The sequence below is a fragment of the Paraburkholderia sp. genome (genome assembly GCF_028283785.1).
Classification (GTDB): Bacteria; Pseudomonadota; Gammaproteobacteria; order Burkholderiales; family Burkholderiaceae; genus Paraburkholderia.
Genome location: NZ_JAPWKB010000005.1, coordinates 219,903 through 246,698, shown reverse-complemented (window position 1 = coordinate 246,698; position 26,796 = coordinate 219,903). Strand labels below are relative to the sequence as shown.

Sequence of the window (26,796 nt, the reverse complement as noted above, 5' to 3'; positions counted from 1 at the left end):
CTTCGGCTTCGTTCCCGGTCTGTGTTTCCGGATGATGTCAGTGCATCGGATCACACACTTAAGCGAGTGCTTGCAGAGCGGAGAAATCGACGACCCGTGCATCGCAGGCATCGGCGAAATCCGGATCGTGCGTTGAAAACAGCACCACGCGTGTGTGGCCCAGTTCCCTGAATAGTTCGACCAGCACGCGACGCGCGGCCGCGTCGAGTCCGTTACTCGGCTCATCGGCGAGAATCACAGTCGGATTGCCGATCGAGATCGCAGCCAGATACATTTTCTTGCGCGTCCCCAACGACATCTGATCGAAACGCATGTCGAGACGCGACGTCAGACCGAAGCGTTCGGCGAGATCGTAGGTAGGACTTTCGACGCGCGTGCCCATCACCGATGCGACGCGTTCGAACAGCGCGCGTCCGCTGAGCGACGGGTGCGTCATGCAATCGTCGGGCACGTAGGCGAGTTTTTGCGCGGCTTGCGGTGTGCCGCAGGTGTGACCGTCGATTGAAATGACGCCGCTGTCGGCGGGCGTGGCGCCGGCGAGCATATCGATCAACGTCGATTTGCCGCTGCCGTTCGGCGCTTGCAGCGACACGCAGCCGGGACCGAAGCGATGCGTCAGTCCGCTAAAAACCACGTGATCGCCGTAGCGTTTTGCCAGATTCTCGAAGTGCAGCATCGGTAATGTTCGTCAGGTGACCGTTGTCAGATGGCGCTAGTTTACCTTGCTGCACCCACGGTCGATCACGCGGGAATGATCCGCTCGGCCTTCAGTCTGTCGAACAGCGCGAAGAACGCATCGGGTGTCGCCTGATAGTCGAGGAAGCCGGCCTGACGGCTCTTCGTCATGTCCGTCAGCACTTCCATCGGACGCCCGAGATCGGCGTCGGTGTGCCACCACGACGCCAGCCGGTTCACGTCGCTTTCCTGCAAACCGAACTTCGCCGCGATCGCCGCCCAGTGTTGCGGCGCGTTTTGCATGCGGCTTTCGAGCGGACGGACCACGCCGTCGAAAGGCACGGCCTCGATGCCGAAGTAAGCGGCGATGCGCGTCCACATCCACTTCCAGCGGAACACGTCGCCATTGACGACGTTGAACGCCTGGTCACGCGCATCCGGCGAGGTCGCGGCCCATTCGAGGTGACGCGCGAGCAGTCGCGCGTCCGTCATATCGGTCAGACATTCCCACTGCGCTTCGGAACCGGGGAACACGAACGGCTGACCGGTCTGCTTGCACAGCGTTGCATAGACGGCGAGCGTGACGCCCATGTTCATCGCATTGCCGACCGCAAATCCGATGATCGTATGCGGCCGATGCACGCTCCAGCTAAAGCCGTCACGTTGCGCGGCCTCGAACAACCGGTCTTCCTGCTCGTAGTAGAAATTGTCGACGTCCTGGCGGCCCTGTTCCTCGCGAAACGGCGTGATCGGCACGGCGCCGGTTGCATAGGCTTCGAACGGTCCGAGATAGTGCTTGAGTCCCGTGACGAGCGCCGCATGCTGAATTCCCGCCGACGACCCGAGTGCCGCGAGGACGTCGCGCACCATGCCGCCGTTCACGCGGATGTTGTCCTTTTCGTTGGCCTGACGCGACCACGCGGTAAAAAAGACGTGGCTGAAGGTCTTGCCATTCAACGCACGGTCGATCGATTCGCGCGAGGTGAGATCCGCGGTGATCGCGTCGATGTCCGGCAAAACGGCAGTACGGCCGCGCGACAGGCCCGACACGGTCCAGTCGTCCGACAGCAGTTGCGCCGCCAGATTGCTGCCGACGATGCCGCTTGCACCAATGATGAGAGCGTGTTTTTTCATGGGGAATGATCAGGTAAGAGAATCCGGCTGAAGCCGAGTGGGAGCCGCGGCGTGCGAGCCGGGCGCTTTATAATCGGCACCACGGCGGGCCGCATGCATGATCCACACGCATCGCCGATGCCTGAAATATGGCAGCAAACGCATCGGGCATCTAGCAATTGCTATTACTAGTAATGGCAGTAACAGGGAAGGGTTTCAGGGGCGCGTATGGACAAGCAGCAGCGGCTGGACGAACTGGCTGATTTTTTAAGGACGCGGCGCGCGCGCCTACGCCCCGCAGACATCGATTTTCCATCGGGACCGCGTCGCAAGACGCCGGGTTTGCGGCGCGAAGAAGTGGCCGAGCGCGCGGGCATCAGCGTGACGTGGTACGCGTGGCTCGAGCAGGGCCGCGAAGTCAACGTGTCGTTTAAGACGGTGGAAAGTCTCGCGAATGCATTGAAACTGACACCGCCCGAACGCACGCATCTGTTCGAACTCGCGAATCACTACACGCCGCCCGATCCGTATCCGGTTGAGCAAAACGTCACGGACACCGTGCGCCGGATGCTCGATCAACTCGGCAACATGCCGGCCTACGTGGTGGATGGAAACTGGAATTACGTGGCCTGGAACGACGCGGCGATTCGCGTGTTTGCCGACTTCCGCAAGATGCCGGTCGCGCGGCGCAATCTGCTCTGGTTTACGTTTCAGCACGACGGTGCGCGCGGGTTGTTTCGCGACTGGGACAGCTACGCGAAATGCGTGCTCGCGCAGTTTCGCGGCGACTATATCCTGCGTCCGCCGGGCGAAGTTTTCTTGCGCGATCTGGTCGATGAACTGCTCGATTCCGATGCGGATTTTTGTCGCTGGTGGGCCGAGCATGAAGTGCTGAAGCGCAGCGACTGGCGTAAGCGCGTCGAGCATCCGTTGGCGGGCACGCTGGAACTCGACGCGTTGTCGCTCGAAGTGCCGGACTCGCCCGGCATGCGCATCATGGTCTATACGCCCGCGCCGTCCACCGGCACCGCGCAGAAAATCGACGCGCTGATGAACGCGGCGACGACGCTCGCGGCAGGCGTAAACTATTGATCTATAGTTGAAGTATTTCCAACCGGAAGCCGGTTCGGCTTCTCTTCAGCAGTGACATAAATGACCGAGACGCCGCATTCCAACTCCTCTTCGCCGGTCGCCGATCCGGCGGCGAAGCCCGAAAAGCTCACGCTGGTGGTTCGCAATCTGCTGAGCGTGGCGGCGGGGTTCGTCGCGCTTGCCGCTGGCGGCGGTTATATCTACTCCGAAATCTCGGAAGGCAACGGCGTGCCGATGTTCGCGATTCCGCTGGTGATGACGGTGCCGGTGATCGCAGCCGTCGCGTTTCGCGTGTTGCTCGATGCGTGGAAGCCGATGAAGGACGAGCCGCGTCCCACCAGCCGCCCCGGCCGTTAACTCAGCGATCGCCGCGCGCCGGCGACAGCGCTTGCGCGAGGAATTCGCGCACCGCAGGCGCGCGTTCGTGCCGCCGATAAAGCATCGCCACTTCCGATAACACCGGTTTTCCCGCCAGCATCCGGTATTCGACACCGGGAACCGTCACGCACTCCATCAGCGACTGCGGCACGATCGCTGCGACGCGTCCGCCCATCGACACGACCGCCAGCACGGCGGCCAGCGTACCCGGCCGGGGTCCGAGATTCGGTGTGAAGCGGCCGCGCCGAGCGACTTCGAGCGTGCCGAACTCCTGCTCCGGCAACACGAAGGTTTCGTCGCGCAACTGTTTCGACGCCACGGATGCCAACTCGCACAGCGCGGATTCCGACGGCAACGCCAGCACGAACGCATCGCGAAACACCGTGGCGGTTTCGATGCCGTCGGGCAACTGCATCGGCGGACGCACGAATGCGACGTTCACCGCGCCGGTTTCGAGCAGATCGAACACCTGATCCATCACGATTTCTTTCGCGCCGATTTCGACGCGCGGATGACGCTCGCGAAACGCGCGCACCGTGTTTTGCAGCACGCCCGTATAAGCCGCCGACGCGACATAACCGATCTCGATGCGCCCGATTTCGCCCCGCTCCGCCGCATGGGCCGCCGTTTCGCCGCGCGCGAGCTGGTCGAGCGCGGCCAGCGCATGGGTCTGATAAGCGACGCCCGCTGCCGTCAGCGAAACCGAACGCTTGGTGCGGTGAAACAGCCGCGCGCCGAGCAGGCTTTCCGCTTCCTGAATCTGACGCGTGACGGAGGGCGGCGGCACGCCGAGTTCGTCGGCGGCGCGCGCGAAATGCAGGTGCCTCGCGACCGCGAGAAAGCAGCGGACATGCCGCAATTCGAGGGTAGACATAGTATTCACAGAATCGGCAATTATCTTGCGATTGTATGCGAATGACAGACAATTACCCGCTGGATAGGATTTCGGTTTTCCTATTACGCGGCATCGTCCGCCCGCCCCATGTCCGGAACCCAGGAATTCGCGCCGCGAACCGTATCGAATGCCGGCCTGTCGCGCGCGTCATCCGCGAATTTCGTGCTCGGCACCGCGTCCGCTACGTGTGCGCTGATCGTGCTGGACACGAATGTCGTCGCCGTATCGTTGCCGTCGATCGCGCGTAGTTTCCACGCCGGTTTCGCCGACGTCGAATGGGTCGTCAGCGCGTATATGGTTGCGTTCGCATCGTTGCTGTTGCCGTGCGGCGCGCTCGCCGATCGCGTCGGCCGCCGGAAAATGTGGCTTGCCGGGCTCGCGGTATTTTTCGTGGCGTCGCTCGGATGCGGTCTCGCGCCGTCTGCCGCGCTGCTGAACATCGCGCGCGCCGTCAAGGGCGGCGGCGCGGCGATGCTGCTCACAGCGGCGCTCGCGGTGATCGCCAATACCTTCGATGCCGGACCGGCCCGCGTCCGCGCGTGGGCCGTCTGGGGCACCTGCATGGGGCTCGCGACGACGGTGGCGCCGCTGGTCGGCGGTGTGATTACGCAGTGGTTCGGATGGCGCTGGGTGTTTCTGCTGAACCTGCCGGTTTGCGCGGTGCTCGCGGCGTGCGTATTGCGCTCGGTGCGAGAGTCGCGCAATCCCGATGCCGGGCCGCTCGATCTGTCCGGCAGTGCGTTGTTCGGCGTGGCGCTCGCGGTCGGAATCTGGGCGCTGATCGGCGCGCAGGCGGACGGTTGGGTCAGCGTCGCGACGCTCGGGAAGCTGGCCGTCAGTGCGGTCCTGATGGCCGCGTTTATCCGGCAGCAACGGCACCGCGACCACGCGATGGTCGATCTTTCGCTGTTCAGACAGGCGCGCTTCGTCGCGGCCGTGCTGGCGATGTTCGGCTACGCGGCATGCGCGCAAGTGATGATGACGTTCTTGCCGCTGTATTTGCAGAATGCGTTCGGTATGTCGGCGGTGGCGGCGGGCGTCGGCATGTTGCCGTTCGCGATCGCGATGATCGCTGGGCCGCGAATCGGTGCGGCGCTGTCGGCGCGGCTTTCCGCTACCGCGTTGCTGGTGCTCGGGCTGTCGATGGTCGGCGCGGGAAATCTGCTGACGGCCTGCCTCGCGGCGTTCCATGCGCCGTATGCGATGGTCGGAATCGGCATGATCGTGACCGGTTGCGGCGCGGGCGTACTGAACGGCGACACGCAAAAAGCGATCATGGCGTGCGTGCCGTCGAATCGAACCGGCATGGCATCCGGCATCAGCACGACCACGCGTTTCACCGCGATCGTGATGTCGGTCGGCGTGTTGGGCGCGGTGCTGGCAGCACGAACGCGAAGCGCGCTGCAAGCGGACCTCGGCGTGTTGCCCGCCGTGCGCCAGCACGTGAACGCGGATTTCATTTCCCGCGTGTTGTCCGGCGATGCGGCGCAAGCGACCGGCGCATTGCCCGAGCCGCTTCGCAGCGCACTCGCGCGCGTCGCCAGCGAGAGCTTTGCGAGCGGCTTCGGCGCATCGCTCGCGGTGGCGGGGTGTCTCGCCGTATCGATTGCCGCGATGGTCTGGATACTCGGCACGCGACCCGCGGAGGTATAGTTTCTGCACTCGACACGCGATTGAACGGAGACGAACCCGATGCGCGCAAACGACGACGATCTGACGAACTTCGAAGCGCAAGGCGCGATGCCGTTGCCCGCCGCAGACGAAAGCGGTGACGTCGACAATCGCGGCGCGCGGATCCACTATGCGAGTTATGGCACGGGCTCGCCGGTCATCCTGCTACACGGCGGTCTCGGACATAGCGGCAACTGGGGCAACCAGCTTGGCGCGCTGATGGATGCAGGTTATCGCGTCCTGTTGATCGACAGCCGCGGACACGGCCGCAGCACACGCGATACGCAGCCGTTCAGCTATGCGTTGATGGCCACCGATGTGCTCGCGGTGATGGATGCGGCGGGGATCGAACGTGCAGCGCTCGCGGGGTGGAGCGACGGCGCATGCACCGCGCTGATTGTCGGTGCGACCGCGCCGGAACGTGTCGCGGGCGTGTTTTTCTTCGGCTGCAATATGGACCCCGATGGTACGAAGCCATTCGTGCCTACGCCGGTTATCGATCGCTGTTTTGCGCGTCATCGCAAAGACTATGCGCGACTGTCCGCTACACCTGACGACTTCGATGCGTTCGTGGCCGCCGTCAGCGAAATGATGCGCACGCAACCGGATTACTCGGCAAGCGACCTCGCCGCGATTCGCGTGCCGGTGCTCATCGTGCAAAGCGAACACGACGAATTCATCAAGCCCGAGCATGCTGCCTATCTCGCGCAAAGTATTCGTGGCGCGAGTCTGGTCACGCTGCCGGGTGTCAGTCATTTTGCGCCGTTGCAAAGACCCGCGCTTTTCAACGACGCATTGCTGGATTTCCTGAAGCGGGTGGCATAAACCGTCGGGCGCGATGCCCGGCGTTAAAACCGGTGCGAGATGCCCAGCGCCGTCAGAATCTGCTTTGTGCCGGGTTCGCCGACAGACACGCCCGGCCAGCTGACCGTCGCGCTGCCGTTGTTCTTCAGATAGCCCGCGCGCAAATACACGCTGGTGCGCTTGGATAGCGAGTGATCCGCGCCCAACTGAATGCCCACGGTATTGTCATGCGTGCCGCGCACATTGCGCAGCACGCCGGCCACTTCGACGGTATCGGCGGGCGTCACCTGAACGGTCGCGCCGAGTTCCGTCGTGCTGAGCGAATGCGCGGAACCGAGTCGTGCCGCGAGCGAATTCGCGCGCGTATCCGCGGCATGCTGAAACGAATAATTGAGCTGTAAATTGACGATGCCGATCCGGTACGCCAGCGCGCCGATGAAGTGCTCGGTGGGGAGCAGGTCGAGCGGGCCGGGCAGCCCCGGAATGACGGATTGCCCGGCATGCTGGTTGACGTACGCGAAACCGGCGTACAGGTTGTAGCCGGTGTAGGTTGCCGCGACATTGAGCATATTGCCGGTCGTCGAAGGCACCGGATGCGATACGGTCGCCGAAAACGCATACATGCCGTAGAACTGGAGCCCTTTCAGGTTCGGCGATTGATAGAGAATCGAATTGCTCGCGCGGCCGCCGTCGTATTGCGTGGACAGTGTGTTGCGATCCACCGCGAGCACGGTCGCGGAAAACGGCGACATGATTTCATTCGCGCGAAACGGGTCGGACGGATAGATGACGCGGAAACTCGGTTCGTACTGCCGTCCGAAGGACAGCGTGCCGTAGGTCGAATGACTCAATCCAAGCCACGCCTGCCGGTAGAACAACGCGTCGGAATCGACAAAGAGTGTGCCGTTATTGGTGTTGAAGCCGGTTTCGACATCGAATTTGGCGGTCAATCCGTTGCCGAGATTCTCTTCGCCTTTCAGACCGAATAGCGAGCCGGTCGAACCGCCGCTGCGGCCCGAATACGAATGCGTGCCGCCGTTATCGAGGTATTGCACGAACGTGTCGGCGACGCCGTACAGCGTGACGCTTCCGTCCGTCGCAGCCGCGCTGCCGGCTGCTAGCGCGAGTGTGCTCCCAACGATGCCTCGACTGATCCACCGCATGCCTGTCTCCTCATTATCGTTTCCGTTTTCCACGGATGGTTTTGCACCACTGCGTTTTCCGGATCGTCTCGAAAACGCATGAGCGTGCTAATTTGAGGTCAAGTCAGGCTGCGAAGCCATTGCAATCTTTTCATGGGAAGCGTGCAGAACGCGCATGACTGCGCGGGAAGCGACAAGCGCTCAGCGCACGACGGCGGAGGACGGGGTGACGGCCCGCACGTTTGCATCGTTCAGCAGTTGCTCGGCAAGCGCGAGCGCGGCCTCGCCTGCCGGCGAGACGCTGCGCTCGGCAAGCGAAACGAGCGCGAGTTCGAGGCACATGCGCGGTCCGTTCTGGACCGCGAGCGGTTTGAGCGTGCCCGCAGCGAGTTCGTTGTGAACGCTGGAGTGCGTTGCGAACAGCAGCGCGTCGGTGTGTTCAACGTAGGATTTCAGCGTGCGCACGTCGCTGCATTGCAATTGCACCGGAATCTTTTCATGCGAGCGAACCGCCAGCAGACGATGCAGCGCGCTGCGCATGAACGGCGGCAGCGGCACCGACACGAACGGAAACGCGCGTAATTCATCCACGGCAACGGATTCGCGCGACAGAAGCGGATGACCGTTCCGCACATACCAGCCGCCGTCGTGACGACGCAGCGACTGCACGGCGAGCGCCGGGTTATCGGGCAACACGCGCCGGTCGATCACGAGAAAATCCAGTTTGTCCGCGAGCAGGCGCTCGATCATGTCGCGCGAGTGATTCAGTTCGAGCTTGATCTCGACTTTCGGATGACGCCGCGAAAATTCGATCAGCATATCGGGCAGCAAGACCACCGCCGGATACGGACCGAGGCCGATCCGCACTTCGCCCGCTTCATGCGTCTTCAGCAATTCGACGTCGCGCAGCAGACAACTCGATTCGAACAGCACGCGCCGCGCGCGTTCGACGATCAGCTTCCCGACCTGCGTTACCGCGACACCGCGCGCTGCACGATCGAACAGGCGCACGCCGAGTTCGTCTTCGATGGTCTGAATGCTGCGGCTGAGGGCGGGCTGACTCAAATGCACCCGTTCCGCCGCGCGCGCAAAGCTGCCTTCTTCGGCAAGCGCAACGACGTGACTCAAACGACGCATACTCAATTCATGCACAGCCTGCAAGCTCCCGATGAAAACAATGCATTTGTCCGGTGCGCAAGTTTAGACCGAAACTGCCGGAACGCAATCGCGGGAAACCGGTAGGACACCGCGTGAAAATGACTATATGAGGAGCCACATGAGCGTATGGGGATCTACTGCACGCCGCTTGAAAATGCTGGGCGCGACGGCGGTTGTGGGCATGTCTATCGGTAGTTGGGTATCCACAGCGATGGCCGCGAGTGACGTCGCAAATGTCGTCGCAAGCGATACGACGAAGTTCGACCCCGACGGCTCGCTGGACATATACGTACAGGCTGGTTCGCCGGGCAACGATCATCAATCGCACTGGCCGCCGGTCAAGCTCGAATGACGGTGCGCTCAGCGCATTCGCCGGAACGCAATTCTCCGTTCAATTCTTCTCAGACTGGAATACGTATGGCTCGACGCTTCATGTTCACGACCACGCTGCTGGCAGCGGCAATCGTGTCGAATCTTGCTGTGCCGGCGAATGCCGCGACATCGCCCGCGCCGGAAAGCCGCGTGCAATCGGTGCAGCTGTCGCCGGATGAAATGCGCTCTCTGGCGCGCGATCTTTACTACTACGCGTATCCGATCGTGCTGATGGACATCACGATGAAGCAGGCCACCAATGTGCCCGATTCCGTGTCGGCGCCGATGCGTGCGCCCGTCAATCAGTTCGCGCATTTCAGGGCGTTTCCCGACGCGTCCGCGAAAAGCGTGGTGCGCTTTAACTTCGACACCTTGTACTCGCTCGCGTGGCTCGATCTGAGCAAGGAACCGGTGATCCTCACCGTGCCGGATACGCAGGGACGCTATTACCTGGTGCCGTCGCTCGATATGTGGACGGATGTATTCGCCTCGGTCGGCTCGCGCACGACGGGCACGCATGCCGGTCTGTATGCGTATGTCGCGCCGGGCTGGCGCGGCGTATTGCCTGCCGGCGTGCAGCGGATCGACGCGCCAACCTCGACGTTGTGGATCATGGGTCGCACGCAGACCAACGGTGCGGCCGACTACGATAGCGTGCATCACATCCAGGACGGTTTGACGCTCACGCCATTGACGCAGTGGGGAAAACCGGCGTCGGCGCAAACGGCTGTGTCGGCGACGCCTGTCGATCCCACCGTCGACAATGTCACGCCGCCGCTGGTGCAGGCCGGAAAACTCAGCGGCGTCGAGATGCTGACGCGACTCGCGACGTTGATGAAGCGCTTTCCGGCCCACGTCAACGACTATCCGATCCTGCTGCGCGCCCGCGCGCTCGGTTTCGAACCGAGTCGCGAGTGGAACGCGGCGAGCGTCGATAGCGCCACGCGCGACGCGATCGACGCGGGTGCGAAAGACGCGCACGACGACATGGTGAAGGCGATCAAGACGGTTGGCCGTCACATCGACGGATGGTCGATTCTGGTCGACGATACCGGTACATACGGCACGTCGTACCGGCATCGCGCGGTGATCGCGCTGGGCGGACTCGGTGCGAATCTTCCCGCCGATTCGATCTATCCCACCGCGTTTCGCGACGCGGACAACACGCTGCTGAACGGCGAAAATCGCTACGTGCTGCACTTCGACAAAGACAGATTGCCACCGGCCAACGCGTTCTGGTCGCTGACGATGTACGACAATCAGGGCTTCCAGGTGCCGAACCCGCTGAACCGTTTTTCGCTCGGCAGTGTCGATCCACTCAAATACAACCCGGATGGTTCGCTCGATCTTTACGTGCAGCACGACTCGCCGGGCGCGGACAAGGAAGCGAACTGGGTACCGACGCCCGCGTCCGGTCAGTTGGGGCCGACCTTGCGCGTCTACGCGCCGCGTGCGATCGCATTGAACGGTGACTGGACGCCACCGGGCTTTCAGCGCGTGAAGTAACGTCCGGTTGACGGCACCCGCCGTAGAAACAAAAAAACGCGCAAGCGCTCAAAAATCGGATGCACATTTTTTGAGCGCTTGCGGCCGTATACCTAACATTCGCGTCGCGCATCTTTTCCTCAATATCGGCGTATGACAATCGCTCGCCGTGTGCAGGAGCGAGCGTCGTCGTCCGTTATCAACGTCCTTCACGTTGACGCTTTTTTCGCGTTATCCGGCATATCACCCCACCGTTATTCGAGCCGTCGTCATGCGCGCGACGGCTCTGCGTGCGCGTGCGACGCGCGCGCATCATGCGTATGGAGAACTGGATGAAAGCAACGATAAGCGTGAAGGCGTGGCTCGGCATACTGGTGGTCGCGTTCGCGGTGATGCTGGCCGTCACGGGCGGCTACGGCATCTACGCAGCACGATCGGCCGATGCGTCGATGCGCGCGCTCTATACCGAAGACACGCGCGGTCTCGATCTCCTCGCGAAAGACACGATCCGTCTGCTGATCGCGCGCACGGCATTGCAGGACTACGACACGCGCGCGGGCGCGGCGGAATCCGGCGCGCTGCTGAAAGACGCACGCGGCGCGATCAACGGCGCGAACGATGCGTGGCGCGCATTCGTCACGTTGACGGCCGGTAAGGTGGACGAAGCGCAGATGCGCAAGGCAGTGGCCGCGCGCACGCAACTCGTCGAACGGTCGCTATTGCCCGCAGTCGATGCACTCGAAACGCAGCAGATCAACGATGTGCGCGAGTTCAACGGCACGCAGATCAAGGACGATTTCAGCGCGTACGACACCGCGTTACAGCCGCTCGTGAAAATGGAGTTCGATAACGGACAGGCGCGTTTCGATGCATCGCAACGGCGCACGCAAACCGTCACCTGGATTTCGGGCGTGCTGCTGACGCTCGGCCTCTTGCTCGCGGTGTTCGCGCGCGTCGCGGTGATGCGCATCGTGATCGAACCGTTGAAAGCGGCCGTGACGGCTTGCACGCGGATCGCCGCCGGCGATCTGACCACGCCGCTGATTGTGCGTCGTCACGACGAAATCGGCAGCCTGATCGACGGACTCGCGAAGATGCAGCACGGCCTGGGCGCGATCGTCAGCGGTGTGCGCGACGGTACGGATCAGATGGCGCTCGGCACGCGCGAAATCGCGGCCGGCAATACGGACCTGTCGCAACGCACCGAACAACAGGCAGCAGCGCTCGAACAGACGTCGGCGAGCGTCGAGGAATTGACGGGCACGGTACGCCACAACGCGGACAACGCGCGCCAGGCTAGCGGACTCGCGCAGGCGGCCTCGACCACGGCGAATCATGGCGGCGCGGTGGTCGCGCAAGTCGTCACGACAATGGACGGCATCAACGAGAGTTCGCGGCAGATGGCCGAGATCATCGGCGTGATCGAGAGCATCGCGTTTCAGACCAATATTCTCGCGCTGAACGCAGCGGTCGAAGCGGCGCGCGCGGGCGAGCAGGGACGCGGCTTCGCCGTCGTCGCTAGCGAGGTGCGCGCGCTCGCGCAACGCTCGGCGAGCGCGGCAAAAGAGATTCGCACGTTGATCGGCACATCGGTCGAGCGGGTTGGTGCAGGCGCGACGCTCGTGCAGGATGCGGGTCGCGCGATGAATGAAATCATCGTCGCGGTTGCGCGTGTGACGGACATCATGCGTGAGATCGCGTCGGCGTCGGAGCAGCAGACAGTCGGCATCGAACAGGTCAACATTGCGATTGCGCAGATGGATCAGGTTACGCAGCAGAACGCGGCGCTCGTAGAGGAAGCGGCGGCGGCCGCGGCGTCGCTCGACACGCAGGCGTCGCAGATGAAGGCGCAGGTGGCGGTGTTCAGTCTCGTGTGACGATGCGGCGTATCACGCCAGCCAACGCGGTGTGACCGGAACGCTAAAAGCGCTAACGCGTGCGTGCGATTTTGGTGGAACTGCGCACCACGAGCTTCGGCGGCGACGCAATACACATGCGTGGCGTGGGCTGCGCTTCGGTGGTGACGGTCGGGTCGGCGCTGTCGCGCAGCGGCTCGCGCTGGCCGCGTTCGACCAGTTCGCGCAGCAACGACACCGCGAGTTCCGCGGCTTCGACCGTCGGCACGGCAACCGTGGTCAACGCGGGCCGCGATTCGCTCGCGAGTTGAATGTCGGTGATGCCGATCACGGACAGATCGTCGGGCACGTGCAGCCCGAGATCGGCGGCGGCATGCATCGCGCCGAGCGCGGGCAGATCGTTGGTGGCGAAGATTGCCGTCAGCGATGGATCGGCTTCGAGCATCGAGCGCGCGGCCTGATACCCGCCTTGCGTCGTGTCCGCGACCAGGCGCACGTTCGATTCGGGCGTATCGAGTCCGGCTTCGCGCAACGCATTGACGAAACCTTCGTAACGTACCGCGTGAATCCCCGATAATTTGCTGCCCACCACGGCGCCAATTCGCCGGTGCCCCAAATCCAGCAAATGCTGCGCGGCGAGTTCGCCCGCCAGCCGGAAATCCACCGCAACGCACGGCAAACCGGGCGGTTCGTCGGGGCGTTCCCACATGCACAACACGACTGGCGCGCCGCGCGCTTCGGTCTTGTGCAGATCCGCGAAATCGAGGTTGGCGTTCATCACGAGCACGCCTTCGGAAAGCGTGCCCGCAATCTGGTCGAGGTACGCGCGTCCCGCATGCGGATCACCGTTCGTATTGCAGATGATCACGAAGTGACCGCTGCTGCTCGCCGCGCGCTCGACGGCCAATGCGAACTCCGGATAGAACGGATTCGCGATGCTCGACACCATCAACGCGATGGTCGGCGCGCGGCCTTCGGCAAGCGCGCGTGCGGCAAGATGGGGACGATATCCGAGCGCGTCGACGGCTTCGAGCACACGTTGCCGCGTCGCCTCGCCGACCCGGCCGCGATTGCGCAGCACGTTCGACACGGTGGCCGGCGTCACGCCGGCATGGCGGGCGACTTCGGTAAGTGTGGGCATGATGTGTTCATTATTTGGGATGCGTGTTCAGGATTTGCGTCTCGAAAACACACACGGCACTATTTGCGGCACAGAAAGAACGAATCCGGAGACGAAGCAGACTGACGATCGCGATGCGGTCGATTTTTTCAGTCACCTGCTTAAGCGCTTAATCTCCGCCTTCGTGCTGATTACATCATGGAGTCGAGACGATGGCGAGCATTTCCTTGAAGGGCGTGCAGAAAGCGTATGGCAACGGCGCGCCGGTCATTCGCGATGTCGATCTGGAGATCGGGGAGAACGAGTTTTGCGTGTTCCTCGGCCCGTCCGGGTGCGGCAAATCCACCTTGCTGCGAATGATCGCGGGTCTCGAAGATCTGTCGGACGGCGAACTGTCGATCGGCGGTCGTTCGGTCACCGATGTACCCGCCGCGCAACGCGGCGTCGCGATGGTGTTTCAGAGCTACGCGCTGTTCCCGCATATGACCGTGTTCGAGAACATGGCGTTCGGCCTGAAGCTCGCCAAAACCCCCAAAGCCGAAATCGACCGCAAGGTCCGTGAAGCGGCCCGCATTCTTCAGCTCGAACCGCTGCTCGACCGTCATCCGAAAGCCTTGTCCGGCGGTCAGCGACAGCGCGTCGCGATCGGCCGCGCGATTGTGCGTGAACCCGGCGTGTTTCTGTTCGACGAGCCCTTGTCGAATCTCGATGCGACCTTGCGCGGTCAGACGCGAATCGAAATTGCGCGGCTGCACAAGCAGTTCGCGAAAGCGAGCGTCGTGTACGTCACGCACGATCAGGTCGAAGCGATGACGCTCGCCGACAAGATCGTGTTGCTGCACGCCGGAAAAGATACCGAACGTTACGGCAGCATCGCGCAAGTGGGCGCGCCGCTGACGCTGTATCACCGCCCGAACAGCCGCTTCGTCGCGGGATTCATCGGCTCGCCGCAGATGAATTTTATGGCGGCGCGCGTGACGTCGACCGATGCAGGCGGCGTCACCGTCACCCTCGACGGCACCGGCGAAACGATGCGTGCCGCCGTCGATGGTACGGCGCTTCAGACCGGCCAGGCCGTCACCTTCGGCGTGCGTCCCGAACATCTTCAGTTCGTCGCGCCCGGACTCGACAGCACGAACCCGTCGGACACGCCGGAACCGGATATCACCCGCACCGTTTCGCTTGTCGAGCAACTCGGCGAGCACAGCTACGTCCATCTGGATCAGCCCGGCGGCACGGGCCTGATTGCGAAAGCGCCCGGCAATACGCGCCTGAAACAGGGCGAGTCCGCGCGCTTCATCGCGCCGTCGGCTGCGTGTCATCTGTTTACCGACGACGGCTTCGCCGTCGCTTCGCTCAATCCCGTCGAACCCGTCGAACACTACGCGTAAAGGACAATCGGATGCGCCTTGGAGTCTGCTATTACCCGGAACACTGGCCGGAATCGATGTGGGAAGACGATGCCCGCCGGATGAAAGCGCTCGGCATCGAGCAGGTGCGGATCGCGGAATTCGCGTGGAGCCGGATCGAACCGTCGCCCGGCGAATACGATTGGGGCTGGCTCGACCGGTCGATCGACGTGCTCGGCGCAGCCGGCTTGCAAGTGGTGATGTGCACGCCGACCGCGACCCCGCCGAAGTGGCTGATCGATCGTCATCCTGACATTTTGCCGGTCGGCGCGGATGGCCGCGTGCGGACGTTCGGCTCGCGTCGTCATTACGATTTCTCGTCGCCGTCGTACTTCGACGCGTCGGAGAAAATCTGCAAGGCCGTCGCGCAGCGTTACGGTCAGCACCCGGCGGTCGCCTACTGGCAAACCGACAACGAATACGGCTGCCACAACACCGTGGTCAGTTATTCGCCGGCCGCGCTGACGCGGTTTCGCGAGTGGCTGAAGGCGCGCTATCAAACCGTCGACGCGTTGAACCGTGCGTGGGGCACGGTGTTCTGGAGCATGGAATACCGCAGTTTCGACGAGATCGATGCGCCGGTCGGCACGGTCACGGAAGCGCATCCGTCGCACCGTCTCGACTATCGCCGTTTCGCCTCCGACGAACTGGTGCGCTATAACCGGATGCAGGTCGACATCATCCGCGCGCATTCGCCGGGTCGTCCGGTTGCGCATAACTTCATGCAGCTGTTCAACGAGTTCGACCACTACAAGGTCGCCGCCGATCTCGACGTCGCCACGTGGGACAGCTATCCACTCGGCGCGCTGGAAGAACAGTGGTTTTCGCCGGACATCAAGGCGCGCTGGCTGCGCACCGGTCATCCGGATTTCGCGTCGTTCAATCACGACGTGTATCGCGGTATGTCGAAGCTGCCGTTCTGGGTGATGGAGCAGCAACCCGGTCCCGTCAACTGGGCGCACTGGAACCCGGCACCGCTGCCCGGCATGGTGCGTCTGTGGAGCTGGGAAGCGTTCGCGCACGGCGCTGGCTGTGTGTCGTACTTCCGGTGGCGTCAGGCGCCGTTTGCGCAGGAACAGATGCATGCCGGCCTGAACACGCCGGACAACCGGCTGGACATCGGCGGTAGCGAAGCGGAGCGTGTCGCGCACGAGATTCGCGACGTGCTGGCGTCGAACGCGAATGCCAACGCGGACGTTCGATCGTCGGTCGCGCTGGTCTACGACTACGAAGCGAAGTGGCTGTTCGAAGTGCAGCCGCAAGGCGCGGATTTCCACTACCCGCGTTTCGCGTTCGAGTATTACTCGGCGCTGCGCGCGCTCGGTCTGGACGTGGATATCGTGCCTGTCGATGCACCGCTCGACGGCTACGCGATGATCGTCGTGCCGCCGTTGCCGGTCGTACCGGATGATTTCGCCGCGCGGCTCGCCGCGTCGGGCGCGCAGGTGGTGTTCGGGCCGCGCACCGGATCGAAGACCCAAGACCTGCAAATCCCGGCCGATCTGCCGCCGGGCGCGTTGAAGCCGGTATTGCCGTTGCGGGTCTGGCGCGTCGAATCGATGCGGCCGGGCGTGACCGAAAGCGTGCATCTGAACGACGGTGATGCGGGCGTTGCAGGCGTTGCGCGTCACTGGCGCGACTTCGTCGAGGCGGAAGGCAGCGCGAGCGGCACACATGTTCACGCGCGCTTCGGCGACGGCCAACCGGCTCATCTGCAAAGCGGCGCGTTCCATTATTTCGCCAGCCTGTTCGACGATGCGTTGACGGAAAAACTGTTTGCGCGCGTCGCCGCCGAAGCGAAGATCGCGTTCACGCCGGTCGGCGACAGCATCCGGATCAGCCGGCGCGGCGCGTTGACTTACGTGTTCAATTACGGCAACGCCGATCACACGCTCGAAGGCCTGTCCGACGACGCGTTCGTGATCGGATCGCGAACCATCGAGCCGCAAGGCGTCGCCGCATACCGCACAAAATAGAGCCTAAATGAAGCACTAAAACGACGTAAAACCAAGGAGACACGCATGACATTCAAGCTTCGGAAGATAGTGCTCGCCGCCACGCTGGCTACCGCCGGTGCGATGACGGCGCTTGCGGGCAGCGCGCAGGCCGGCACGTTGACGATCAATATCGCGTTCAAGGGCGCGAGCCAGCGCGCGGTGTGGCAGCAGGTGATCGACGAGTTCAAGAAAGCGCATCCGGACGTGGACGTGAAGCCGTCGTTCGTCGATGAAGAAGCGTACAAGGTGCAACTGCCGGGCTGGCTGACGACGGTCGCGCCTGACGTGGTGAACTGGCACAACGGCGAGCGCATGGCGTATTACGCGAAGCGCGGCCTGTTCGAAGACCTGAGCGGCGACTGGTCGAAGAACGGCTGGAACACCACCTACGCATCGACGAAGGAAGCGTCGTCGTATAACGGCAAGCAGTACGCCGCACCGACCGTCTACTACTCGTGGGGCATGTTCTATCGCAAGGACCTGTTCACGAAGGCGGGTATCGGCGCCGAGCCGAAGACCTGGGACGAGTTTCTCGACGACTGCAAGAAGCTGAAAGCGGCCGGCATTACGCCGATCGCCGTGGCGGGCCGCGATGCGTGGACGCTGGCAGGCTGGTTCGATTATCTCGACCTGCGTCTGAACGGCAATGCATTCCATCAGAAGCTGATGGCGGGCGAAGTGCCGTACACCGACGCGCGCGTGAAGAAGGTATACACGACGTGGAAGCAGTTGATCGATAGCGGCTATTTCATCGACAACTCGCTGTCGTACGATCTGGATTCCGCGCAACCGTTCCTGTTCCAGGGCAAGGCCGCGATGATGCTGATGGGCACATTCATCACCAGCGGGTTCCCGGCCAGCGTGAAGCCGGAAATGGGCTACTTCCAGTTCCCGATCATCGACGCGAAGGTGCCGACCGCCGAAGACGGACCGGTCGAATCGCTGCATATTCCGTCGAAGGCGAAGAACAAGGCCGACGCGCATACGTTCCTCGCTTTCGTCGAAACGCCGGACATCGGCGCGCAACTCGCGAAGGGTCTCGGCTCGTTGTCGGCGAACAGCAAATCGCCGGAACCGGAAGATCCGATTTCGAAGATCGGCTTCAACATTCTCGCGAATACGAAGGGCGGCATTGCGCAGTTCTACGATCGCGACATGACGAAGGAAATGGCCGACGAAGGGATGAAGGGGATGCAGCAGTTCATCTCCGATCCGTCGAAGATCGACGATGTACTCGCGCAACTCGAGCAGACCCGCAAGCGGATCTACAAGAAGTAAGCGAGGAGGCGGCCGGCGCGTGCCGAACGTGATCGTCCGGACGTGCCGAAACCGCCTCGTTCGACCGGGAGAATAGTCTTGTCTCGTACTGTCAGTCATACCGTCAGCCGCCAGTCGATCGATCACCCCGCCGGGCCGGGTGCAGCGGACGGCGCATCGCGCTCGAATGCAACGCCGGGCGCGGCACGTCATCCCGGCAAGCGGCGGCGCTCGTCGCCGGCCTCGCGCCGTCAGCAGCGCGCCGCGTTCCTGTTTCTCGCGCCTGCCTGCGTGATGGTGGCGATCTACGTGATCTGGCCGATCCTGTCGACGATCCGGCTGAGCTTTTTCAACTGGGACGGCATGACCGACCCGAGCTTCGTGGGTCTCGCCAACTACGTCGAACTGTTCCATACGGCGGCGTTCTATACCGCGCTGAAGAACAACCTGATCTGGCTGTTCATGTTCCTGCTCGCCCCGCCGATGGGTCTCGCGGTCGCGCTGTACCTGAACCAGGCGGTGACCGGCATCCGTCTCGTGAAATCGCTGTTTTTCGCGCCTTTCGTGCTGTCGGGCGTGGTGGTCGGCCTGATCTTTTCGTGGTTCTACGACCCGACCTTCGGCCTGCTGAAACTGATTGTCGGACACGGCGTGCCGGTGCTCGGCGACCCGCACTACGCGACCTTCGGCATCGTGTTCGCCGCGCTCTGGCCGCAGACCGCGTATTGCATGATTCTGTATCTGACCGGGTTGACGTCGCTGAACTCGGAGCAGATCGAAGCCGCGCGGATGGAAGGCGCGCACGGCTGGTCGATGCTGTGGCACGTGGTGTTGCCGCAACTGCGGCCCACGACCTTCATGGCGATCGTCGTTACGGTAATCGGCGCATTGCGCAGCTTCGACCTGATCTCGGTGATGACGGGCGGCGGTCCGTTCGAAAGCTCGACCGTGCTCGCGTATTACATGTACGACCAGGCGATCAAGTACTACCGGATCGGGTATTCCGCGTCGGTGGCGGTGGTGCTGTTCGCGATCATGCTGGTCTACATCGTCTATCACCTGCGCCGCATGCTGCGCGCAGAGCAATAAAGGAGCCGCCATGTATCCGATGCCGATCGACAAATGGAAGCCGGTGTCGCGCCGTCTGTACAAGATGACGCTGCCGGTCGCGCTGCTGATCTGGCTGCTGCCGATAATCGCCGTGCTGGTCACGTCGGTGCGCTCGTCAGACGAATTGAGCGAGGGCAACTACTGGGGATGGCCGAAGCACTTCGCGATGTTCGACAACTATCGCGACGCGCTGACCACCTCGCCGATGCTGCATTACTTCTGGAACAGCGTGCTGATTACCGTGCCTGCGGTAGTCGGCTCGATCGCGCTCGCGGCGATGGCGGGTTTCGCGCTGGCGGTCTACCGTTTTCGCGGCAACACGTCGTTATTCGCGACGTTCGTAGCCGGCAATTTCGTGCCGGTGCAGGTGCTAATGATTCCGGTGCGCGATCTGTCGTTGCAACTCGGTCTGTTCAATACCGTCAGCGCGCTGATCCTGTTTCATGTGGCATTTCAGACCGGTTTTTGCGCGCTGTTCCTGCGCAACTTCATCAAACAGTTGCCGTTCGAACTGGTCGAGGCGGCGCGCATCGAAGGCGCGAACGAGTGGACGGTGTTCTTCAGGATCGTGTTGCCGCTGATCCGTCCGGCACTGGCCGCGCTCGGCATTCTGGTGTTCACCTTCGTCTGGAACGATTATTTCTGGGCCTTATGCCTGACGCAAGGCGACGACGCCGCGCCGATCACAGTGGGTGTCGCGGCGTTGAAAGGGCAGTGGACGACCGCATGGAATCTCGTGTCGGCGGGGTCGATTCTGGCGGCGCTGCCGTCGGTGGCGATGTTCTTCGCGATGCAGAAACACTTCATCGCGGGTCTGACGTTCGGCGCGACGAAGGGTTGACTGGTCTGGTCGCGATGCCTGATCCGGCTGGAGCGCCGGCAGAGGATCAGGCCGCGTCGAGCTTCCAGCGCGCGAGCAGCGCGGGCAGGTCGCCCATGCTCTGGAACACCTGCGCAACGCCCACCGCGCGCAGTGCCTGCGGGCCGCTGTGCCCCGCTTCCGCCGGGCTGTAGCCGAACACCGTCGCGCCCGCAGCGACACCCGCGGTCGCGCCCGTTACCGTATCTTCGACCACGGCGCATTGTCGCGGCTCGACGCCGAGCGCGTTCATCGCGGCCAGATACACATCCGGATACGGCTTGCTGCGCGGCATTTCATGGCCGCTGAAAATGCGTCCTTCGAAGCAGTCGAGCAAACCGACTTTCTCCAGCTGCAACTCCACCTTGCGCCGGTCCGCACCCGACGCCACCGCGATCCGCCCGTCGAGCAGCGCGTGCAATTCGCGTACTGCATCCGGCGCTCCGGCGATTTCGACCAGTTCGCGATCAAGCGCTTCGTTGCGACGCGCGCGAAACTGCATCAGCCAGTCGTCCGTGATGGCGAAGCCGGTCTTCGCTTCGATCAACGCGGCTTCGTCCTTGACGGCCTTGCCGACGAACACGCGCATCGTCTCCTCGATGCTGATCGGCCAGCCGAGTTCACCGAGCATTGTCGCAAGCAGCCGGTTCGTGATGGGTTCGGAATCGACCAGCACGCCGTCGCAATCGAAGATCACGGCGTCGAAGGGGAACTGGGAAGAAGGCATGGTGTGTGCTGTTGACGTGACGAAGCCGGAAAGGATACCGCACCGGCGTATGACCCGTGCTCGACCGCGCGCGCTTTCCGGTAGTATCCTGTGCCGGTCGAATTGCGTTGCGACGGCCCTGCGTTTTTTTTCCGGTTGTCGGCGGTGCCGCGCATCCGTCCGTATCGTCTTTTGTCCTTTTCCCTGCTCCTCATCCAATGACCATGAAGTTGGCGCGTTTGCGAAGCGAGGTTCCCGGCCTCGATACCATCCTGGGCGGCGGCCTCGTCGATGGATCGTCGTACATCATCCAGGGCCGTCCCGGTGCCGGGAAGACCATCCTCGCCAATCAGATCGCGTTCGCGCATGCGCGTCAGGGTCGCCGTGTCCTGTACATCACGCTGCTCGCGGAATCGCACGACCGTCTGTTTCAATCGCTGTCCACGCTCAGTTACTACGACGCGTCGCGGCTCGGGCACGAACTCACGTATCTGAGCCTGTTTCGCACATTGCGCGAGGAAGGGCTGTCCGCATTGGTGAGAACGCTGCGTCAGGAACTGCTGCGTCAGGGGTCGTCGTTGCTGGTGCTGGACGGACTGCTGAACGCGCGCGAAAGCGGCTCGACCAATCTGGATGTGAAGGCGTTCGTTGCGGAATTGCAGGCGCATGCGGCGTTTACCGGCTGCACCGTGCTGTTTCTGACCAGCGCGCGGATCGACGACTCGAGTCCCGAACATACGATGGTCGATGGCGTGATCGAGCTGCAGGAAGAGTTGATGGGCGTGCGCACGGTGCGCAATATGCGGGTCGCGAAATCGCGTGGCAGCAGCGCGCTCGGCGGCACGCATCAGTACGAAATCGGCGATGACGGTATCGTCATCTATCCGCGCCTGGAAGCTGAGTTCAACCGGCCGTCGGAGCCCGAAAGCCTCGATAGCCGACGTTTTCCGTCGGGCGTGCGCGCATTCGACGAAGTCGTGCACGGCGGTTTGCCGGAGGCGTCGATCACCGTGCTCGCCGGGCCGGCGGGCAGCGGCAAGACCACCTTCGGCCTGAACTATCTGCGGCTCGCCACTCCGGAGGCGCCCGCGCTGCATTTCGGTTTCTTCGAAACGCCCGCGCGCCTCGCGTTGAAGGCGCGCACGCTCGGCATCGACATCGCGGCGCTGGTCGAGTCGGGCGCGCTGCATATTCTCTGGAATCCGCCTACCGAAAACCTCGTCGATGGTCTTGCGCATCAGTTGCTGCATGCCGTTCGCGAGCTGCGCGTGCGGCGTCTGTTTCTCGACGGGCTGGCGGGCTTCGAGCGGTCGTCGCTGGATCGGTCGCGCATCACGGCATTTTTTGCGGCGTTGACCAACGAGTTGCGCGCGACCGGCGTCACCACCGTGGCCACCTGGGAAACCCGCGATGCGGGCGGTTTGCCGCCTACCGATCTGTCGCCGGTCATTCTGAGTCTGATGGACAACCTGGCGGTGTTGCGTCAGGTCGAGATCGACGGCGAGCTGCGCCGTGCGCTGTCGGTGATCAAGGTGCGCGACAGCGATTTCAAATCGTCGGTTCACGAGGTGCGGATCGTGCCGGGTGAGGGCATGACGGTTGTCGGCATCTTGCGTTCGGCGGGTGCAACCGCAGTTCCGGCCGGCGATAGCCTCGCCGGCGACGCACCGGCCTAGGTGGGTGGCGCGGCATGACTACCATCGTAGTGGTCGACGATGAGGCGCTCACGACCGACGTGCTGTCGTTCCTGCTCGAGCAGGAAGGCTATACCGTCTTCACCGCGCAAAACGGCAGGAAAGCGCTCGACGTGATCGCTTCCGTCGGACCTGCGCTGGTGATTACCGATTTCATGATGCCGACGATGTCCGGCCTCGAACTCGCGCAGGCGCTGAAGACGCACGACGAACTCAAATCGATCCCAATCATTCTGGCGAGTGCCGCGCAAGGCTCGATTGCGCGTCGTCACACGGATCTGTTCGCGGCCGTGCTCGACAAGCCGCTTTCGCCCGCGATGCTGATTGCGGCGGTAAAGCGTCTGCTGGATGGCGACGCGGGTGCCGCCATCGGCGCCGACGGCAACCTCACGACCTGACCCAAATACGGCTTCGCATGCGTGTAGCGCATGCATGCGTTTCTTGCATGCGTGGACCGACGCCCGGTCGATTTCAGGTCGCCGGACGTCGCACGAAGGCGAGCAGCAAGCCAAACGCCACCATTAGCGTGCCGCTGACACGATTGAACCACTGGAAGCCGCGAGCATTCGCGGTCATCGAGCCGAGGCGCGTGCCGATCGCCGCGTAAATCACGACAGCCACCAGTTCCAGCAGCAGGAAGGTGCCGCCCAGCAGCGTGAAGCTCGCCGCGTAATGCGCGCGGTCGACGAATTGCGGGAAAAACGCGGTGAAAACGAGGATTGCCTTCGGATTGCCTGCTGCGACGAGAAACTCCTGGCGCATCAGCCGCGACAGTTTCGCGCGCGGGTCGAGCGACGGCGGACTGCCTGCGTCGCGCGACAACGCGACCGGTCCGGCGCGAAACAGCTTGATGCCGATCCACACCAGATACGCGGCTCCCGCGAATTTCAGTGCAGTAAACAAGGTCCTGGAGGCGAGCAGCAATGCGCCGAGTCCGAACCCGGCAATCGCGATCATGATCGCGAACGCGACGATGCGTCCAAGCGCCGCGAGAATCGAATAGCGCGCACCATTCTTCGCGCCGTTCGACAGCGACAGCACGTTGTTCGGCCCGAACGCCATATTGATGGCGAAGCATGCGGGAAGAAACAGCCAGTAGTTTTGAAGGGACATGGCGGTCGTCGCGGTTGTCAGGCGTTCGATTGTGCGTTCAATGATAACGCGGCATCGGCCGGGCGCTGGTCAGATTGCGAGCCCGCTTGCGAGCTGCCCTAACTGACGCAGTGCGTGTTCCATCTCCTGATCGTACGGCTTCGGACAACTCAGCCGGATGAACCCGCTGAAGCGGCTCGAATTCGAAAAGATCGACCCCGGCGCGATACGGATGCCGTGCGGTAACGCGGCCTCGAACAGCTTCTCGGCGTCGCAGCCGTCGGGCAGTGCGATCCACAGCAGCATCCCGCCTGGCGGCGGACTCAGACGCGTGCCGCTCGGGAAGTAACGCGCAATCGCGTCGGACATTGCGTCGCGTTGAATCGCGAGGCGTTCCCTCAGTTGATGCAGATGGCGGTCGAACGCGCCGGAGCCGATAAACTCGGCGGCGATCACTTGCGGCAACGATTCGTTGAGCCGGCTTTGCGCGAACTTCAGCATGCGCACCCGTGCATGCCATCGACCCGCGGACATCCAGCCAAGCCGCATGCCGGGCGCCAGCACCTTGTTCAGCGACGGACAATAGATCACGCCGCCGTCGCGATCCCAGGCCTTCAGCGGACGCGCACACACGTCGCCGGCGATCAGTTCGCGATAGGGATCGTCTTCGATGATGGCGACGCCGCGCCGCGCGCACATCGCGACGAGTTCGGCCTTGCGGTCGTCGGGCATGATGCAGCCGAGCGGATTTTGCAGGTTCGGCACGACCACCAGCGCCTTTACGTTGTCGTATGCGTCCAGCGCGATATCGAGCGCTTCGAGCGACAGACCCGTGGTTGGGCTTGCGGGAATTTCGAGCGCGCGCAAGCCGAGACTTTCGAGGATTTGCAGCAGCCCGAAAAACGCCGGCGATTCGATCGCGATGGTGTCGCCCGGCTGCGCGACGGCGCGCAGCGCGAGGTTCACTGCATCGACGCCGCCGCTCGTCACCATCACGTCGTCGATCGACAGCGTGACGCCGCTCGACAGCGCACGACGCGCCACTGCTTGCCGGAATTCGGGCGATCCGCCTTCGGTACCCACCTCGGTCAACAGCGTCGGCCGATGACGCAGCAACCTGACGCCGAGCGTCTGCAGGCGCGTGGTCGGATAGAGCGCGGCAGCGGCGGTCGCACCGCCCAGATTCAACACATCGGGATACGCGTGCGCACGTTCGAGCACGCGCGAGATGCGCTCATGCAGACCGACGTACTGCGCTTCGTTCGGCCGCGATGCGATCTCGGGTTCGTGCACGGTCGCGAGCCTGGCGACCGGAGGACGGCGCACGAAATAGCCGGAGCGCGGCTTCGCAAGCAACCAGCCCGCGTCTTCGAGATGCCGGAACGTCTGGAGCGCGGTGGACAGGCTCACCTGATGCCGGGACATGAACGCGCGCACCGACGGCATGCGGTCGCCCGGCGCGAGCGTACCGGCGACGATCACGCGCCGATAGTGTTCGGCGAGGCGTTCGTAGAGCGGTTCGCCGGACATCGGCAGGCTTGCGCGGGAAGTGTCGGAAGAAGGAAGCATTGCGTGGATGGTGCCGGTTCGACGCGCGACGCGCCAGATACAGACGCACGGAATTCCGGCCGGAACAGATGCGCGAAACCGTGCGCTGTTACGCAACAGATTCTACCGCGCTGAGTCTGTCGCCTCGCGGCGTCGATCCGTACGCTGGATGGGTCGCATGCGTGTAGCGCATGCATCGAACCCGAGTGAGGAATCCACGATGAATACGATCAGACGTCGCTATGTGTCAGGACAGGTGAGTGCGCGAAGCTTCGCGCAAGGCACGCAACTCGTCGTGCTGGAAGGCGCACTGCGGATCCGGTATCGCGATGCGTCGCTCGACTGGCTGGCGGGTGACGCGCCGTACGTCGCGATCACGCTGAACGAAGGCGAACAGCATGTCGTGCCGTGTCGGGCATGGGTCGAGATTCGAACCGAAGGCGTCGATGCGGCGAGCGCCGCAATCGCGATTCCGGCCGATCTCACGCGACTTTTTATTCAACGTGCATTAGCACTTGTGCGGCCGCTACGAAGTCTCTATAATTCGCGTCCTCAGTAGGCTCGTAGCTCAGTTGGTTAGAGCACCACCTTGACATGGTGGGGGTCGTTGGTTCGAATCCAATCGAGCCTACCAACGAACAAGTAGTAGTAGTCAAGCAGACTCGACGTAGACGGAAGTGGTCGCCGTATTCGCTTCAAGGGCCGCCATTTTCGTCATTCGTTGCTTCGTCGGGTTTCGCGTCTTCAGTTGTTTTCTTCGTTGTTCATCTGCGCCGTCCGGCGCGACACTACCCAACTCGCTTCAATACATTCGTGTTATCGCTGCATGCGCGCATGCGTGTACGTCATGCGAAAACAGATCATGCATGCACGCATGCGTCCAGCGCATCCGTGCATGCAGAGGTCATGCTAAACGGGCAATTCAGCCCGTCATTCAGCTTAACGATGCGGCGACAGCAGGATGTTCGCGATCACGCCGGTCGCGACTGCGGCGAGCACGTAGTCGCCGTTCACGCCCACCCATTGATAGCCACGCGGCGGCGGTTGCAGACCTTGATCGCGCCAGTCGTCGACGACGTAGTTGCGGCCGCGATAGTCGGGCGGCAGACGGTCGCCGCGATGCCAGTCGCGATGCGGAATCGGATCGCCGCCGCGCGGGCCGTCGTCCGGGCCATGTTGCGCGTGACGCATCGGTTCATCACCGGGACCGCCATGACCGTCCGGGCCGCCAGGGCCTTCCTGCGCGAAAGTGGGAATCGACACCGCGCCGAGCATAGCGATCAGCACGGCAATAGCAGTTCGTTTATGGGTCATCGAATCTCTCCAAACGGGTAAAGATTCATTGAACCGCATCTGGCGCAAT

Annotated in this window: 25 protein-coding genes and 1 tRNA gene; 16 read left to right on the top strand and 10 right to left on the bottom strand. The window is 62.9% G+C overall.

The genetic code is table 11. The features are described from left to right. Nucleotides 1-58: 58 nt before the first annotated feature. Both PW947_RS05125 and PW947_RS05120 read right to left on the bottom strand, forming a co-directional pair. Nucleotides 59-676 carry an ABC transporter ATP-binding protein gene (locus PW947_RS05125; RefSeq protein WP_299629991.1) on the bottom strand — a complete coding sequence of 206 codons (618 nt, stop codon included), beginning with the start codon at nucleotides 674-676 and terminating at the stop codon, nucleotides 59-61. Nucleotides 677-741: 65 nt separating this feature from the next. Next, nucleotides 742-1,809 carry an SDR family oxidoreductase gene (locus PW947_RS05120; protein ID WP_299629990.1) on the bottom strand — a complete coding sequence of 356 codons (1,068 nt, stop codon included), beginning with the start codon at nucleotides 1,807-1,809 and terminating at the stop codon, nucleotides 742-744. 207 nt (nucleotides 1,810-2,016) lie between these two features. On the opposite strand from PW947_RS05120, the gene PW947_RS05115 reads away from it, so the two are divergent. After that, nucleotides 2,017-2,880 (top strand): helix-turn-helix transcriptional regulator, encoded by an 864-nt coding sequence (locus tag PW947_RS05115; protein WP_299629989.1) that lies wholly within the window; start codon nucleotides 2,017-2,019, stop codon nucleotides 2,878-2,880. Between the two features lie 60 nt (nucleotides 2,881-2,940). Further along, a complete protein-coding gene (locus PW947_RS05110) occupies nucleotides 2,941-3,237 on the top strand; it encodes a hypothetical protein (protein WP_299629988.1) in 297 nt (98 codons plus the stop codon). Between the two features lies 1 nt (nucleotide 3,238). Here the strand turns inward: PW947_RS05110 and PW947_RS05105 are convergent, their stop codons facing one another. Next, nucleotides 3,239-4,132 (bottom strand): LysR family transcriptional regulator, encoded by an 894-nt coding sequence (locus tag PW947_RS05105; protein WP_299629987.1) that lies wholly within the window; start codon nucleotides 4,130-4,132, stop codon nucleotides 3,239-3,241. Between the two features lie 108 nt (nucleotides 4,133-4,240). On the opposite strand from PW947_RS05105, the gene PW947_RS05100 reads away from it, so the two are divergent. Then, nucleotides 4,241-5,806 carry an MFS transporter gene (locus PW947_RS05100; protein ID WP_299629986.1) on the top strand — a complete coding sequence of 522 codons (1,566 nt, stop codon included), beginning with the start codon at nucleotides 4,241-4,243 and terminating at the stop codon, nucleotides 5,804-5,806. Between the two features lie 39 nt (nucleotides 5,807-5,845). After that, entirely contained in the window at nucleotides 5,846-6,649 is an 804-nt protein-coding gene (locus tag PW947_RS05095; RefSeq protein ID WP_299629985.1) for an alpha/beta hydrolase, read from the top strand. 23 nt (nucleotides 6,650-6,672) lie between these two features. Here the strand turns inward: PW947_RS05095 and PW947_RS05090 are convergent, their stop codons facing one another. After that, the gene (locus PW947_RS05090) at nucleotides 6,673-7,791 is read right to left on the bottom strand and encodes a porin (RefSeq protein ID WP_299629984.1); all 1,119 of its coding nucleotides are present in this window, start codon (nucleotides 7,789-7,791) and stop codon (nucleotides 6,673-6,675) included. A gap of 180 nt (nucleotides 7,792-7,971) precedes the next feature. Beyond that, nucleotides 7,972-8,898, bottom strand: a complete 927-nt coding sequence (locus PW947_RS05085; RefSeq protein ID WP_299629983.1) for a LysR family transcriptional regulator — start codon at nucleotides 8,896-8,898, stop codon at nucleotides 7,972-7,974. 211 nt (nucleotides 8,899-9,109) lie between these two features. Between PW947_RS05085 and PW947_RS05080 the strand changes: the two genes are divergently transcribed. The 3 genes from PW947_RS05080 (at nucleotide 9,110) to PW947_RS05070 (ending at nucleotide 12,662) form a co-directional block, all read left to right on the top strand. Next, nucleotides 9,110-9,280: a hypothetical protein gene (locus PW947_RS05080; protein ID WP_299629982.1), complete on the top strand. Its 171-nt coding sequence runs from the start codon at nucleotides 9,110-9,112 to the stop codon at nucleotides 9,278-9,280. Between the two features lie 65 nt (nucleotides 9,281-9,345). Next, nucleotides 9,346-10,806 carry a DUF1254 domain-containing protein gene (locus PW947_RS05075; RefSeq protein WP_299629981.1) on the top strand — a complete coding sequence of 487 codons (1,461 nt, stop codon included), beginning with the start codon at nucleotides 9,346-9,348 and terminating at the stop codon, nucleotides 10,804-10,806. A 311-nt stretch (nucleotides 10,807-11,117) separates the two neighbouring features. Further along, nucleotides 11,118-12,662 carry a methyl-accepting chemotaxis protein gene (locus tag PW947_RS05070; protein WP_299629980.1) on the top strand — a complete coding sequence of 515 codons (1,545 nt, stop codon included), beginning with the start codon at nucleotides 11,118-11,120 and terminating at the stop codon, nucleotides 12,660-12,662. 52 nt (nucleotides 12,663-12,714) lie between these two features. Here the strand turns inward: PW947_RS05070 and PW947_RS05065 are convergent, their stop codons facing one another. After that, on the bottom strand, nucleotides 12,715-13,782 hold the full coding sequence (locus tag PW947_RS05065) for a LacI family DNA-binding transcriptional regulator (protein ID WP_299629979.1): 1,068 nt from the start codon (nucleotides 13,780-13,782) through the stop codon (nucleotides 12,715-12,717). Nucleotides 13,783-13,973: 191 nt separating this feature from the next. Between PW947_RS05065 and ugpC the strand changes: the two genes are divergently transcribed. The 5 genes from ugpC to PW947_RS05040 all read left to right on the top strand — a co-directional run bounded on the left by ugpC (nucleotide 13,974) and on the right by PW947_RS05040 (nucleotide 20,375). Beyond that, on the top strand, nucleotides 13,974-15,152 hold the full coding sequence (gene ugpC, locus PW947_RS05060; protein ID WP_299629978.1) for a sn-glycerol-3-phosphate ABC transporter ATP-binding protein UgpC: 1,179 nt from the start codon (nucleotides 13,974-13,976) through the stop codon (nucleotides 15,150-15,152). Nucleotides 15,153-15,163: 11 nt separating this feature from the next. Further along, nucleotides 15,164-17,146 (top strand): beta-galactosidase, encoded by a 1,983-nt coding sequence (locus PW947_RS05055; protein WP_299629977.1) that lies wholly within the window; start codon nucleotides 15,164-15,166, stop codon nucleotides 17,144-17,146. A 45-nt stretch (nucleotides 17,147-17,191) separates the two neighbouring features. After that, nucleotides 17,192-18,445: an extracellular solute-binding protein gene (locus PW947_RS05050; protein ID WP_299629976.1), complete on the top strand. Its 1,254-nt coding sequence runs from the start codon at nucleotides 17,192-17,194 to the stop codon at nucleotides 18,443-18,445. 78 nt (nucleotides 18,446-18,523) lie between these two features. Beyond that, nucleotides 18,524-19,513 carry a sugar ABC transporter permease gene (locus PW947_RS05045; RefSeq protein WP_299629975.1) on the top strand — a complete coding sequence of 330 codons (990 nt, stop codon included), beginning with the start codon at nucleotides 18,524-18,526 and terminating at the stop codon, nucleotides 19,511-19,513. Between the two features lie 10 nt (nucleotides 19,514-19,523). Next, the gene (locus PW947_RS05040; protein ID WP_299629974.1) at nucleotides 19,524-20,375 is read left to right on the top strand and encodes a carbohydrate ABC transporter permease; all 852 of its coding nucleotides are present in this window, start codon (nucleotides 19,524-19,526) and stop codon (nucleotides 20,373-20,375) included. A gap of 46 nt (nucleotides 20,376-20,421) precedes the next feature. Here PW947_RS05040 and PW947_RS05035 read toward each other — a convergent pair whose 3' ends face one another. Next, entirely contained in the window at nucleotides 20,422-21,120 is a 699-nt protein-coding gene (locus PW947_RS05035; RefSeq protein ID WP_299629973.1) for an HAD family phosphatase, read from the bottom strand. A 203-nt stretch (nucleotides 21,121-21,323) separates the two neighbouring features. Here PW947_RS05035 and PW947_RS05030 point away from each other — a divergent pair, with 203 nt between their 5' ends. Both PW947_RS05030 and PW947_RS05025 read left to right on the top strand, forming a co-directional pair. Next, nucleotides 21,324-22,775: an ATPase domain-containing protein gene (locus tag PW947_RS05030; protein ID WP_299629972.1), complete on the top strand. Its 1,452-nt coding sequence runs from the start codon at nucleotides 21,324-21,326 to the stop codon at nucleotides 22,773-22,775. A gap of 14 nt (nucleotides 22,776-22,789) precedes the next feature. Then, entirely contained in the window at nucleotides 22,790-23,191 is a 402-nt protein-coding gene (locus tag PW947_RS05025; protein WP_299629971.1) for a response regulator, read from the top strand. Between the two features lie 73 nt (nucleotides 23,192-23,264). On the opposite strand, the gene PW947_RS05020 is transcribed toward PW947_RS05025, so the two are convergent. Together PW947_RS05020 and PW947_RS05015 are read right to left on the bottom strand one after the other, a co-directional pair. Next, nucleotides 23,265-23,906, bottom strand: a complete 642-nt coding sequence (locus PW947_RS05020; RefSeq protein WP_299629970.1) for a LysE family translocator — start codon at nucleotides 23,904-23,906, stop codon at nucleotides 23,265-23,267. 69 nt (nucleotides 23,907-23,975) lie between these two features. Further along, entirely contained in the window at nucleotides 23,976-25,454 is a 1,479-nt protein-coding gene (locus PW947_RS05015) for a PLP-dependent aminotransferase family protein (RefSeq protein ID WP_299629969.1), read from the bottom strand. A gap of 199 nt (nucleotides 25,455-25,653) precedes the next feature. Between PW947_RS05015 and PW947_RS05010 the strand changes: the two genes are divergently transcribed. Together PW947_RS05010 and PW947_RS05005 are read left to right on the top strand one after the other, a co-directional pair. Next, nucleotides 25,654-25,992, top strand: a complete 339-nt coding sequence (locus tag PW947_RS05010) for a hypothetical protein (RefSeq protein WP_299629968.1) — start codon at nucleotides 25,654-25,656, stop codon at nucleotides 25,990-25,992. Continuing rightward, nucleotides 25,991-26,067, top strand: a tRNA-Val gene (locus tag PW947_RS05005). Before PW947_RS05010 ends, PW947_RS05005 begins: the two co-directional genes overlap by 2 nt. Nucleotides 26,068-26,372: 305 nt before the next feature. Here PW947_RS05005 and PW947_RS05000 read toward each other — a convergent pair. Continuing rightward, on the bottom strand, nucleotides 26,373-26,747 hold the full coding sequence (locus tag PW947_RS05000; RefSeq protein ID WP_299629967.1) for an RcnB family protein: 375 nt from the start codon (nucleotides 26,745-26,747) through the stop codon (nucleotides 26,373-26,375). Between the last annotated feature and the right edge of the window lie 49 nt (nucleotides 26,748-26,796).

Coding starts and splice junctions, on each gene's coding strand:
- PW947_RS05070 (WP_299629980.1), top strand. CDS start 11,118: ATGAAAGCAACGATAAGCGTGAAGGCGTGGCTCGGCATACTGGTGGTC.
- PW947_RS05075 (WP_299629981.1), top strand. CDS start 9,346: ATGGCTCGACGCTTCATGTTCACGACCACGCTGCTGGCAGCGGCAATC.
- ugpC (WP_299629978.1), top strand. CDS start 13,974: ATGGCGAGCATTTCCTTGAAGGGCGTGCAGAAAGCGTATGGCAACGGC.
- PW947_RS05020 (WP_299629970.1), bottom strand. CDS start 23,906: ATGTCCCTTCAAAACTACTGGCTGTTTCTTCCCGCATGCTTCGCCATC.
- PW947_RS05055 (WP_299629977.1), top strand. CDS start 15,164: ATGCGCCTTGGAGTCTGCTATTACCCGGAACACTGGCCGGAATCGATG.
- PW947_RS05065 (WP_299629979.1), bottom strand. CDS start 13,782: ATGCCCACACTTACCGAAGTCGCCCGCCATGCCGGCGTGACGCCGGCC.
- PW947_RS05110 (WP_299629988.1), top strand. CDS start 2,941: ATGACCGAGACGCCGCATTCCAACTCCTCTTCGCCGGTCGCCGATCCG.
- PW947_RS05025 (WP_299629971.1), top strand. CDS start 22,790: ATGACTACCATCGTAGTGGTCGACGATGAGGCGCTCACGACCGACGTG.
- PW947_RS05015 (WP_299629969.1), bottom strand. CDS start 25,454: ATGCTTCCTTCTTCCGACACTTCCCGCGCAAGCCTGCCGATGTCCGGC.
- PW947_RS05105 (WP_299629987.1), bottom strand. CDS start 4,132: ATGTCTACCCTCGAATTGCGGCATGTCCGCTGCTTTCTCGCGGTCGCG.
- PW947_RS05090 (WP_299629984.1), bottom strand. CDS start 7,791: ATGCGGTGGATCAGTCGAGGCATCGTTGGGAGCACACTCGCGCTAGCA.
- PW947_RS05080 (WP_299629982.1), top strand. CDS start 9,110: ATGTCTATCGGTAGTTGGGTATCCACAGCGATGGCCGCGAGTGACGTC.
- PW947_RS05010 (WP_299629968.1), top strand. CDS start 25,654: ATGAATACGATCAGACGTCGCTATGTGTCAGGACAGGTGAGTGCGCGA.
- PW947_RS05095 (WP_299629985.1), top strand. CDS start 5,846: ATGCGCGCAAACGACGACGATCTGACGAACTTCGAAGCGCAAGGCGCG.
- PW947_RS05050 (WP_299629976.1), top strand. CDS start 17,192: ATGACATTCAAGCTTCGGAAGATAGTGCTCGCCGCCACGCTGGCTACC.
- PW947_RS05000 (WP_299629967.1), bottom strand. CDS start 26,747: ATGACCCATAAACGAACTGCTATTGCCGTGCTGATCGCTATGCTCGGC.
- PW947_RS05120 (WP_299629990.1), bottom strand. CDS start 1,809: ATGAAAAAACACGCTCTCATCATTGGTGCAAGCGGCATCGTCGGCAGC.
- PW947_RS05100 (WP_299629986.1), top strand. CDS start 4,241: ATGTCCGGAACCCAGGAATTCGCGCCGCGAACCGTATCGAATGCCGGC.
- PW947_RS05035 (WP_299629973.1), bottom strand. CDS start 21,120: ATGCCTTCTTCCCAGTTCCCCTTCGACGCCGTGATCTTCGATTGCGAC.
- PW947_RS05040 (WP_299629974.1), top strand. CDS start 19,524: ATGTATCCGATGCCGATCGACAAATGGAAGCCGGTGTCGCGCCGTCTG.
- PW947_RS05030 (WP_299629972.1), top strand. CDS start 21,324: ATGAAGTTGGCGCGTTTGCGAAGCGAGGTTCCCGGCCTCGATACCATC.
- PW947_RS05115 (WP_299629989.1), top strand. CDS start 2,017: ATGGACAAGCAGCAGCGGCTGGACGAACTGGCTGATTTTTTAAGGACG.
- PW947_RS05125 (WP_299629991.1), bottom strand. CDS start 676: ATGCTGCACTTCGAGAATCTGGCAAAACGCTACGGCGATCACGTGGTT.